Source organism: Clostridium sp. KNHs205, assembly GCF_000702945.1.
Lineage (GTDB): Bacteria > Bacillota > Clostridia > Lachnospirales > Lachnospiraceae > Anaerocolumna.
The window spans coordinates 32,995-44,652 of record NZ_JNLE01000003.1 but is presented as its reverse complement, the minus strand read 5'-3'; the positions used below and the strand labels follow the sequence as shown (position 1 = coordinate 44,652).

The window sequence follows — 11,658 nt, the reverse complement described above, 5'->3', positions numbered from 1 at the left end:
GATATAGGCGCACAAATATTTTATACCCTTCTATTATATGCACAGTGTGGATATTGGGAACAGGGCAGTATGAACTATTTAAAGAGCTCCTACATATAATATAGAGGCAAATAAGCTTTAAGGCTTCTAAATATAAAAGGAGATGAGATTTATGGGAATGCCCGTTATAACGTCAGGCGACGGAACAAGGGAACAGGCTATTACGGATTTAATACAATCCATCGCATTACAGGAGACTGCTCTGTCTCACATCATGAACGCCGAAGGCGAGAAAATGCAGGCAATTATCGGAAGTGAGGGCGTGACACCTGACCAACTACTTGAGCTAAATAAATCGGTCGAGCTCATGGTTAACACAATCACACGGCTTGAGATGATGTTTCAAGCCAAACTCGAACTATTTTCGTTTGATCTGACTTCTACGACGACAACCTCCACGACAACAACGACCTCTACGACCTCCACTACAACGACAACTACAGTACTTTAAGGGAGGAAGTTCCATGAATGTCGCAATTCTTACCATGTTCAGCAGTCTGCCAACTACTTACTCTCTCGTCAACGTGGTTGCGGAACAATTATATATGCTGCTGAGATCCGGGATGGGTGTAAAGGTGATCGTGAACGGGAATTTTGATGATTCTGAAAAATTCGGAATCTTTCTTGACGAGCGAATAGAATGGGTAAAGATCCCGAATGAAATAAATGGTTGTCCCATACGGCTCTTTGATTATAAGACGATTGACGAGAAGCTCCATGACTCCTTTTACGAGGAAGCGGAGTTTTCCGCGGTGGCCTTTGAAAAGGCACTTTCCGGCGTGGACGTCTGTATCCTGCATGATATCCTGTACACCGGTTGGAATTATGTATACAATATCGCTCTGCGCATAGCACAGAAGAATTTGAGTGAAGTGCGATTTCTTGCGTTCAGCCATTCCTTTCCTGTGTACCGCCCGCTTAATATTCCAGAGGGGATGAGCGGACGGTTTTCTCCCATGCCCAATACTCTGTTTGTTTATCCGACCGCGTCGGGAATCCCGGCGCTTGCCAGGCAGTATGACGTGCCGGAAGGCCAGTGCAGGGTTGTATACAACTCCATCCCCCTGACAGGCTCCCTGTGCAGGGAAGTTCAGGAGCTCCACAGCCGGACGGACCTAATCTCTCCCGATGTGCTGATGGTCTATCCAGGTAGGTTGACGCTTGCAAAAAAATTTGACAAGGTGGCCGCCTTTGCGGGCTGTATGCACAAGCTGACGGAACGGACGGTCAAGGTTGTCTTATGCGACTTCCCCAGCGCGGACATTGAGCCGGAAGTGTATAAGGCGGCGGTTCGCGCCATCGGAAAACAATGTGGGCTGTCTGGCGACAATATGATCTTTACGTCGGACTATGGATATCCACAGGGCTTTCCCCGTCAGGGCGTGCTCGACCTGTTCACCTTATCCAACCTGTTTGTTTGTCCCTCACTTTCGGAGACATTCGCCCTTACCGCGATTGAGGCCGCCAGCCGCGGCAATTTTATCGTGCTCAACCAAGCTGTCCCTGCTTTAAACGAAATCGGCACATCCATAAACGCGTATTTTATGAAATGGGACGCGGTTAATTTCGGCTATCAGACCAGTGAGACCTATGTACCGTCGGAAAAAGCATATTACGAGAAGCATGCGGCCGAGATTTATAAACTGATGCGGGAAGACAGGTCGCTCTTTGCCAAAACCATGACAAGAGCACGGTACAGCTCGGAATGGATTTGGAAGAATCAGCTTGAGCCGTTGATTACCGGATAAACTGCTTCCTGCTAGATAGGAGATGATTAAATTATGCTATATTTTGATCCCGATATGATTAATCCGAACGCCGTTGAGGTGTTCGATGTTTTGAATGTAGAAAAGACCGCGCAGGCGACGCCCCTCGACCCCTGCGCTTTCTCAGTTACCTTATCCGTTGAGGGGGCAACTCATGAGGTAGTCGCCCCACTGTATATCGTCCTTGTGGTGGACGCCACGTCTTCCATGGGTACTATGGATATGAACAACGATACTGCCACCCGTTTTCAGGTGGCGGTCGAGGCCATTCAGGGATACCTGAACATCATATTCGGTCCACCCTTTGACGAATTTGAAAAGCACATCGCACTCGTAACCTTCGGCAATGGGGCGCGGGTACATGTGACAGCGGCCGACGGCACGGGTCCTTTCAGCGCACTGGTAAATCCCGCGCCGATGCCTACCTCCCCGACCGGAGATCCAGTGACCGACTACTATATCGGAGCCAACGCGTGGAGCACCACTCAGCCGGTGACGGCTTTGAACAATTACAACAGCGTGACCGATAAAACCCTGTTCTTTTATCAGACCGAAGCCGAAGTGCTGGAGATGGTAAATAACATTAGTCGATACAGCAACACCAACGCCCAATCGGGTATCCTGCTTGCGCACAGCTTGCTAAACGGCGTACCCGCAGACTCTAATAAAATGATGATCTTTGTAACGGACGGCGAAAGCGCGGCATCCTCTAATTTTTTTGCCTATTACAATGAAGCCGATATCCCGAACCGGATCAATTCAGCCACCCTCGTCCAGCAAAATGGACAGCTTTACGCACGTTACAACTCTATTTTGGCATCCATAACGAGTGAGGATCTGGTCCGGGAAGGCATCAATCCGAACAACTATGATCCCGGAGATTTTACGCCTCTTCAGACGGTGGGATTGAAACTGCGGGCCCTCGCCCGAAGCGAGGCATTTTTCTTGGAAGCCACCTCCGGTCTTACGATAAATCCTTTTGCCGGAGAATGGCACAATTTTGATATTATCAATGCTGGTAGTATCACCCGTGTTCCGCTCATTCCCAACCTGCTCGTCGATTCCACTCTCAACGGCTATTACTGGTCGAACGGCCATATCGGATTTGCTGCGAATTACTACTATTATGAGCGAAGCCCCTATTTTGCCAAGGTAGACGGTATCTGGCAATTTTCCCAGACGCCGCCCAACCCCGTTTCGCTGGAGCCTGTTTACAACGACCTCTTCTGGCCACAGAGCCTAATCGGTCAGCAGCTTGAAACGGTGGTCTTTGACAACTCCCAGACCGAGCTTATGATCTTTGCAACCGATCAGAAGTTGGAAGAGACCCGCATGATCGATTACTACGAGCAGACCAGCCGCAACATCTATGCCAGCAATCAGGCAAAACGCTTCATGATTGATGCAGCGCAGCAGGCACGCTTGGATGGCATAGTCATTAACGCCATCGGTATAGGCTCAAACATTTTGTTGCCGGAATATTTAGACGAAGTGGCTTCCTCTGGCGTCGCTTATATCGTTCCTCAGGATATTGACGATTCTCAGGATGTTCTGCGCGACCAGATGGTGGGATTTACGGAAGCGGTTTTATTTGCCGTTAATAACCTTCTGATTACCGACAGCATCAGAAGGCGCGATCCTATACTTCCCTGTGCGGATGACGACAGCTTTACGGTCGATCCCGCTTCTATCCGGATTGCTTTTGTTCGTCAACCCGGGGATTCCATTGTTTTTCAGCCGGTCGATCTGGATACCAGTGAGAATGTGGCGCTGGTTCTCCAGGACACGCGCTCGATTATTGCCTTTTTCGTGGGAACGCTCTGGTCTGTGGGGGAAGCGGCGGAAGAACCGGATCGCTTTTACCGGGCGCTTATTACTTTTACGATTTATCCGAATCCGGGTGTGCGATCAGACAATACGGTTGGAAATCCCGATATTCCGACCAATATTACAGCTCGGGTAGACTGGACACAAGCAGGCAGGGATGTTTTCCAGGTCTTTCCTCGTCCAAGAGTTTATGTGGATGCCGACTGTGCCCCCTGTCCGCCCTGTCCCCCTTGTCCGCCGTGTCCCCCCTGTCCGCCGATTACGAGATGTCAGGCTGTCATCGATCTGGTTGAGTCCGTTGCTTTGCAGGAAACCGCACTTGCGCATATTCTTAATGAGGAGGGAGAAAAGATGCAGGCTATAATCAATATGGAAGGCGTAACAGCTGAGCAGATGCTAGCAGTCAACCGCTCCACAATGCGCTTGATAGGCGCTATCACAAGGCTTGAGGCGATGCTTCAGGCAAAGCTTAGAATGATATCCTGCCCGTTCGAGGACTGCGAATAAAAATGTAAGAATATAATCGGCATGGCCGAGAACAATATCCCTCCGTGCCGATATAATCAAAATATGCTGTCTATGAATTGACAAGAACATTTGTTTGCTTTATAATTAGGTAATAAAATTGTATTGAGGTACTTTATGAAAAGAAGACAAGCAGTATATGAATTTATAATAAATTATTTCAAAATTAATGGTTATTCGCCAACTTTTAGAGAAATTGCAGAAGGAGTTGGTGTAAAGTCTACTTCAACTGTAAATATGCATCTTCAATACTTAATTAAAGATGGAAAAATCACCACAAAAGAAGGAGAGCCTCGAACTATAAAATTATTAGAGTTTGAGTTAATAAAGAGACATTAAAAAGGAGCCAGGCAGCTTTATACTGCGTGACTCCTTTTTAATGAACATAATAATTTTCATCTGATTCTCATTCATTTATAGTCAGTTTGTGTATCAATTCCTCATATTGAGGATACTTTTCTAACAAGTCAGTTCGCTTAAACAACTCAAAATTTCTGAATTCAAATCCCGGTGATACCATGCAGCCAATGCATATCCTTCCTTATTCATGGCAGAACCAAATATATAATTCTTTGGCACCAGTACTAGAGGTTTTTCACCATGTGCAATATCAAGTCCAAGCTGTTCGGTAGTAAGTTCTCCCTTTGGGCTAATCATATAATAGGGATAAATAATAATGCACCTGATGAGGGACGTTTGAAAGGAACCAAAAAAGAGATAGCTTGTGCATGGTTGGTTCTGTAAGTTGGAGTAAAATTGATGTAATAAGTAAGGTATGATTTCACCCATTTAAAGTTAGTAAGGGAAGTAACAGTATCAGCAAAAGAATGTTGCAAACTGGGATATTAATACAAAATATACCAAATTATAGATTGGCAATTATGTAAAAAAATGGTAATATATAATGGATTCTGCAGAGTCTTGTAAATACCAATAAACTAAATAGTAATTAAAGGAGGTTCAAAATATGTTTAAAAGATTTATGTCTTTATTATGTGCAGTAGTATTAATTTTAAGTACGGGTTCAAGTGCATATGCAGCTACTAATTCAAATGAATTATGGACTATACAAAAAGATGGTGATAATAAAACATATTTACAAAATTCAAAAACTGGTGAAAAAATAGTAGAAGCGGTTAGATTTGATGAAGCTGGTAATATTATTTCAGTAGATTTGGTAGAATACGCTAGTATGTTGAATAATCATCAACAATTAAATCAAAGTGCATCAATAAGTAAAGATAATCAGTTTACAGATACACCATCACAAAGTTTATTGAATGTATCAAATCTACCAGTTACTGTAAGAGAGTATATTCAGAATAGTGCATTTGTGACAACAGGTGGTGTTGAAAAATGTACTGCTGATGTTGTTGGCCCTGCTAATATATCTTATGGTAATTCAATAGGTACTAGTGAATCATTTAACTATGGTGCAAACCTTACAGGGGAAATTAAGAAGGTAATTAAAGCCGGAGCAACATTTTCTTGGGTAACATCTTCGTCTTCAAATACATCATTTAATTTAACATTTCAAGTTCCAGCAGGAAAAACTGGGTATGTAATGTTTCAACCGTATTTAAATTATACATATGGAAACGTAAGAGAAGTAGTAGTTGCAGGTGGTATGATTATTTCAGATACGAAAATATTAGCTAATGCTACTTGTCCTAAAGTATTAAGTAATGGATTTACAGATGGAATTTTTGCTCTTGCTCTAAAATAATAATGATAGAATTGGGAGGATGGTGATTCTTTGCCATCCTCCTAAATTACATATAATTTGCAGTTCCATGGATAGAATATTATTAATTCACATTGAAATAAAATGGTAAATGATGTAAGATATATCTATGTTAAAAATTAATCTACAAGATGAGATTATTAATAAATATAAGGAGTATTAAATAAATATGAAAAAGAAAATTGCCGTTAGTGTACTTATTACTATGGTTATAATATTTATAATTGGAGTAGTTTTAATTTTTAACTCAAGAATTTTGGGTGAGAACATAGCAAATTCAGCTCTTTATAATAATGGAGGGACAATAGATGGAGAAAAATTTAATCAAATTATAGATACAGCAGAAATGAACTTTCGAATATTTGGTGTAATCCTTGCAATGTTTGGGGGATCAGGTATTCTTTTAAGTGGATATTCTATATATAAAAGTCTGTAAACCCCACCTTTTTATTGGATGTATTTGTTGATGGAAAGTAGTAATTAGTAATAAAAAAAGAGCTGGTGCTTACATAGCATTAATTTTCTATATTATTTTAATTAGTCATGAAAGGAATATAAAGTAAAGATTAGTTCTTCATTTCCCTCATATGTTTTAAGAAAGTATTGCCATGGTCTGTCGATATCTCTACGTTTTAAAGTAAGCTCATTTCCATAATATGATTTTGGTGAAGTAGTATCACCTGCGATAGTAAAAATGTAATAAGTTCCATTAAATTGAAGAATAGTCCTGAGTGCCATTTCAGAATTATCAATACCATATCTTGTTATTCTAATTTTATCAGGTATTCCTTTTTCTGCATTAGATAAAAACTCATAAAAGCGTTCACTGTTGAATGGATCAGATTGATTTACTACTACATCGTTGTTATTTATAGCCATTTCAATCTGATATGGTTTTGGTAATGCATTTAACTCATTTGCATGTTCTTGATGATAAATATAATAATCCATTTTATAACCTTTTTTTTAGAAATATGACTTATCTAGCTTTATATGCATATTATATGAGTATATGTGTATGAATTGATACAAACATTTGTTTAGTATATAATGGGGTAATAAAATTGTATTGAGGTACTATTATGAAAATATGGTTATTCACCAACTTTTAGAGAAATTGCAGACGGAGTTGGTGTAAAGTCTACTTCGACTGTAAATATGCATCTTCAATACTTAATTAAAGATGGAAAAATCACCACAAAAGAAGGAGAGCCTCGAACTATAAAATTATTAAAGTTTGAGTTAGTAAGAGAGATTAAAAAAGGAGTCATGCAGCTTTATACTGCGTGACTCCTTTGTAATAATCATAATAATTTTCATCTAATTCTCATTCACTTACAGTCAGTTTGTGTATCAATTCCTCATATTGAGGATACTTCTCTAACAAATCATTTCTATGAAACAACTCAAAATCCCTGAATTCAAATCCCAGTGATACCATACAGCCAACTAAAGCGTGCCCCTCATGATTCATGGCAGAACCCAATATATAATTCTTTGGCACCAGTACTTGAGGTTTTTCACCATGTGCAATATCAAGTCCAAGCTGTTCGGTGATAAGCTAATTTAAATACTAACTTGTATTAATTTGGGATATAAACGTCTTGTTGACTAATGTGATAGTTGCATGTAAAATATAGATATATTATACGTATAATAAATTAATTAGAGTAGTGCGCTATTTTTGCACTTTTAACATTGCTTATATTAATACTGTAACACCAGTACTGACAAACCAACAAATAAATGTCTTTGCATATTTTGTAGATTAATTATAAAAATTAGAATGCAGGTTTACCAATATAGCCTGCATTCTAGTAATATAACGGGAGGATTAATGAAGAAAGGTATCATAATTATTTTGGGATTTGCTGTTACGTTATGCCTGATAATAGCCGGTATAAAGTTTGTAACAAAGTATAATGCTCAAAAGGATGGAGTCTGTGCATTTTATGGTGCTGATGATGAATGGCTTGTGACATATACTTCGATAAAAGTAAATGGGACAAATTACGATAATTTATATTTAAAATATATAGGTTATAATGACCAAAAAGATTATATAGATGAATTTAATTATGACTTAGAGGGAGGAGACGGTTGGTTTACTGTAAGAGGTTTTATGGAATTTAGAAACAGCCAAGATTTACATCTGATTTTCAAAGAAGAAAATGAAGGTGATGGAATTACGGATGTTAGAAAATGTATGGAACTTAACTTATCAATTAAATCACCAAATGGTTGGCATGATCTAACTTTAAAGAGAGTAGATGTTCGTTACTTTAAAGAAAGACCATATGATGTGATTGATGAAAGGAAAGAGAATTAATTATATTAGCAGTTTCTAATGGTTTTAGTTCTATCTTCTTTTAAATAAATAAAGATGATGCAGAAGATGGAACTTATAGTGAAATACTTGTAAGTATTACACTTGATTTTAAATAAACATAGAAAAAAAGGCTCAAAGAATTACATCTAAGAGCCTCTTTGACTACAGTTTGAGATGCAGATACTAATTTGCTGTATCTATTGATAGACTTGGAGGAATTATGAAGAAAGGTATTTTTATTATATCTGGTTTCATTCTAATAATATGCTTTACTTTAATTGGTGTAAATATTGTAAAGAAATATAATGCTGAGAAAGATGGTGTTTGTGCATTCATGGGTGAAGATGAAAACTGGTTTGCTACGTATACATCAATTAAAGTTAATGGAGTAAATTATGACTCCTTTTATATGAAATATAAAGGATTTAATGATGAAAAAGATTATATTGATGAATTTACCTATACATTAGAAGGTGAAAATTTTTACTTAGGTGGACCTGTAGAATTTAAAAATAGTCACGATACACATTTGGTTCTGAAGGAAGAAAATAAAGGTGATGGTATTATGGAGGCAAGAGAATGCTTAGAGCTAGAATTAAGCATTCATTCACCAAAAGGGTGGAGTAATTTAACCTTAAAGCGAGTTGATGTTCGTTATTTTACTGCAAAGCCATACGATGTAATTGATGAGAATAAATGAAGAATTTCAATAAAATATTTCAATTAGTATATAATGTAAGTAACTCAAGGATATTTAGATTAATGCAGAATATATTGGATTTTAGTGATATAGATTGTCTTCCAAAAAGAGAAATAATAGCAGAAATAGAGTGGGATCTAGGAATCCCACTCTATTATTATATTTTGAGTTTTTTAAGCGATTATATCTATAATTCATGTTTCTGGGCTTTCCAATTAAGACTCTTGATTTTATGTTTCCTGAAAAAGTATAGTAATGGACTTTATGTTATTTCAAAAGGTTATATTACTCAATGGTTGTCAGTTTTTTTATTATCTCCTCATATTGAGGATACTTCTCTAGCAAATCATTTCTATGAAACAACTCAAAATCCCTGAATTCAAATCCCGGTGATACCATGCAGCCAACTAAAGCGTACCCCTCATGATTCATGGCAGAACCAAATATATAATTCTTTGGCACCAGTACTTGAGGTTTTTCACCATGTGCAATATCAAGTCCAAGCTGTTCGGTAGTAAGTTCTCCCTTTGGGTTAATCATATAGATGGTTAGAGGAGAACCTGAGTGATAATACCACATTTCATCAGACTTTAATCTATGAAAATTAGATACCTCCCCGTCTCTAAGCAAGAAATAGATACTTGTCCAAAGAATACGGGAACCATCAAAATCAACCTTTAATTCCTGGGAGGTTATGTTCTCCTCTGAGGCGTAGATTTCTTTATAGAAGCCACCTTCAGGATGTGCTGTCATTTTTAAATTCTGTATAAAATAATCTGCTGAATGCATATAATTCTCCTTTCGATATTACCTTCTTCTATTATATCGAATTATATTGATATGTAAATTGGTATGTAAATAGGTTTGTAAATATCTCCATAGATTTATATACTAACTGTATTTTCCAGATATAAAAAGTAATTAGAATAGAAAGTATATCCGGCTTCAGCAAATGGCATATATTAAACTAATTCATATTTATATGTGAGCTTTATAAATGAATATAGAAGAACGAAGTAAAATCATCAGTAATGACTATGCAGATGGAATTATAGACTATAACATCAGCCAGGAGGAGTTCTCCAGATATGCGGGAGAGACAATAAATATAATCAATGGAAAATATGCAGTTGTCTATGTACCGATGCATAGGGTACCGGAACAACTAATCGGCCCCATTGCTTATTCGGTTATACCGAAATTATATACTTTACAGGATACAGCAAGCCTTGAGCATATGGGGGTTATAAAGCTCCAAAAAACACCTAATTTACCGCTTCAGGGAGAGGGAGTTCTGTTAGGATTTGTAGATACAGGTATAGATTATCAAAATCCGATATTTCAAAATGCGGATGGAACTACCCAGATTGCAGCCTTATGGGATCAGTCAATAGAAAATATGGAAGCTTCAGCTGATATTTTTTATTTTGGAACAGAGTATACAAAGGATCAGATCAATGCAGCACTTAAAAGTGAGACACCATTAGAACATGTTCCCAGTATCGACGAGATAGGACATGGTACAAGTCTCGCCGGACTTGCCGGTGGAATGCCAAATGCTACTTCTGAATTCTCCGGTGTTGCAACAAGGTGCGAGTTTGTAGTTGTTAAGTTGAAAACGGCGAAAGCAAATGCAAAAAATTATTTTGGGGTACCTGATAATGTAATCTGCTACTCGGAAGGGGACATAATGTTTGCTATAACATATCTGGTAAATACTGCAAGAAAACTCAATCGTCCCATTGCTATATGTATTGGACTGGGAACGAATCAGGGAAGTCATGAAGGTCTTGGTCCTTTGAATGATTTAATAACCTCCTATTCAAATCAGGCTGGAATTTCCCTTGTAATTGCAGCAGGAAACGAAGGAAATGCGGGACATCATTATTATGGTGAGATTGACAGTGTAGCTGGTTTTACCAATGTTGAATTAAGAGTGGCAGAGAAGGAAAATGATTTCTCAATTGAATTATGGGGAAATACACCGGGTACTTACTCTATAGACATAACGACTCCTTCCGGTGAATATATACCGCGTATTCCCGCAAGACTTGGTGAATTCAGGAGGCTAAGGTTTATCTTTGAGAACACTACTATTTTCATTGATTATGTCATTGTGGAGGGGAAAAGCGGTGATGAACTTATTCTGATTCGATTTCAAAAACCTACACCCGGTATATGGAAATTTAAGGTGTATGGTTCTAAAATAAATTCCGGATTTCATATGTGGCTACCGGCGCGGGGATTAATTTCGGAAGGAACAGGATTTCTAAATCCGAACCCATATACAACTTTAACAGAACCAGGAAATAATATGTTTGCTATTGTTGTTACGGCCTATAACCCAGCAAATGAAAGCCTTTATCTGAATGCCAGTAAAGGATTTACCCGTAATAATATTATTAAACCTGACTTAGCTGCACCAGGTGTGGATATCTATGCACCACTGCCAGGTGGTAATTACGGCTTGTCCTCTGGAACGAGCATTGCAGCGGCATTGCTTACCGGAGTAACGGCTATGCTGCTCGAATGGGGAATTGTAATGGGAAATAACCGCTCAATGGATACATACCAGATAAAGAAGTATCTGATCCGAGGAGTGAACAGAAAATCCAATCTGACTTATCCTAACAAAGAATGGGGATATGGTATGGTAAATATTTATGGTACCTTTGAAAGCTTAAGAGGTGAATGAGGTCAATCAATTTAACACCTAGCTTTATTATTC

The 11,658-nt window shown here is 38.5% G+C and carries 11 protein-coding genes and 2 pseudogenes; 9 read left to right on the top strand and 4 right to left on the bottom strand.

The window, feature by feature from the left end:
* Positions 1–151: 151 nt before the first annotated feature.
* The 4 genes from BR73_RS0100255 (at position 152) to BR73_RS0100240 (ending at position 4,496) form a co-directional block, all read left to right on the top strand.
* Positions 152–490, top strand: a complete 339-nt coding sequence (locus tag BR73_RS0100255; RefSeq protein ID WP_242860591.1) for a hypothetical protein — start codon at positions 152–154, stop codon at positions 488–490.
* Between the two features lie 13 nt (positions 491–503).
* Positions 504–1,787: a glycosyl transferase gene (locus BR73_RS0100250; protein ID WP_033163921.1), complete on the top strand. Its 1,284-nt coding sequence runs from the start codon at positions 504–506 to the stop codon at positions 1,785–1,787.
* A gap of 33 nt (positions 1,788–1,820) precedes the next feature.
* Positions 1,821–4,139, top strand: a complete 2,319-nt coding sequence (locus BR73_RS29245; RefSeq protein WP_242860590.1) for a vWA domain-containing protein — start codon at positions 1,821–1,823, stop codon at positions 4,137–4,139.
* 135 nt (positions 4,140–4,274) lie between these two features.
* Entirely contained in the window at positions 4,275–4,496 is a 222-nt protein-coding gene (locus tag BR73_RS0100240) for a hypothetical protein (RefSeq protein ID WP_033163920.1), read from the top strand.
* Between the two features lie 67 nt (positions 4,497–4,563).
* Here the strand turns inward: BR73_RS0100240 and BR73_RS28080 are convergent.
* A pseudogene (locus BR73_RS28080) lies at positions 4,564–4,817 on the bottom strand (cupin domain-containing protein); the annotation flags it as partial.
* A 307-nt stretch (positions 4,818–5,124) separates the two neighbouring features.
* Here BR73_RS28080 and BR73_RS0100235 point away from each other — a divergent pair.
* Both BR73_RS0100235 and BR73_RS0100230 read left to right on the top strand, forming a co-directional pair.
* Positions 5,125–5,883 (top strand): hypothetical protein, encoded by a 759-nt coding sequence (locus BR73_RS0100235; protein WP_033163919.1) that lies wholly within the window; start codon positions 5,125–5,127, stop codon positions 5,881–5,883.
* A gap of 187 nt (positions 5,884–6,070) precedes the next feature.
* Positions 6,071–6,337, top strand: a complete 267-nt coding sequence (locus BR73_RS0100230; RefSeq protein ID WP_051684859.1) for a hypothetical protein — start codon at positions 6,071–6,073, stop codon at positions 6,335–6,337.
* Between the two features lie 101 nt (positions 6,338–6,438).
* Here BR73_RS0100230 and BR73_RS0100225 read toward each other — a convergent pair whose 3' ends face one another.
* The gene (locus tag BR73_RS0100225; RefSeq protein WP_033163918.1) at positions 6,439–6,852 is read right to left on the bottom strand and encodes a hypothetical protein; all 414 of its coding nucleotides are present in this window, start codon (positions 6,850–6,852) and stop codon (positions 6,439–6,441) included.
* 376 nt (positions 6,853–7,228) lie between these two features.
* Positions 7,229–7,462, bottom strand: a pseudogene (locus BR73_RS28070) (cupin domain-containing protein); the annotation flags it as partial.
* Between the two features lie 276 nt (positions 7,463–7,738).
* Between BR73_RS28070 and BR73_RS0100220 the strand changes: the two are divergent.
* Together BR73_RS0100220 and BR73_RS0100215 are read left to right on the top strand one after the other, a co-directional pair.
* Positions 7,739–8,230, top strand: coding sequence for a hypothetical protein (locus BR73_RS0100220; RefSeq protein ID WP_033163917.1), 492 nt, complete (start codon positions 7,739–7,741; stop codon positions 8,228–8,230).
* A gap of 220 nt (positions 8,231–8,450) precedes the next feature.
* Entirely contained in the window at positions 8,451–8,930 is a 480-nt protein-coding gene (locus BR73_RS0100215) for a hypothetical protein (protein ID WP_033163916.1), read from the top strand.
* 285 nt (positions 8,931–9,215) lie between these two features.
* On the opposite strand, the gene BR73_RS0100210 is transcribed toward BR73_RS0100215, so the two are convergent.
* Positions 9,216–9,719: a cupin domain-containing protein gene (locus BR73_RS0100210; RefSeq protein WP_033163915.1), complete on the bottom strand. Its 504-nt coding sequence runs from the start codon at positions 9,717–9,719 to the stop codon at positions 9,216–9,218.
* A 208-nt stretch (positions 9,720–9,927) separates the two neighbouring features.
* Between BR73_RS0100210 and BR73_RS0100205 the strand changes: the two genes are divergently transcribed.
* Entirely contained in the window at positions 9,928–11,625 is a 1,698-nt protein-coding gene (locus tag BR73_RS0100205; RefSeq protein WP_033163914.1) for a S8 family peptidase, read from the top strand.
* The last annotated feature ends 33 nt before the right edge of the window (positions 11,626–11,658 follow it).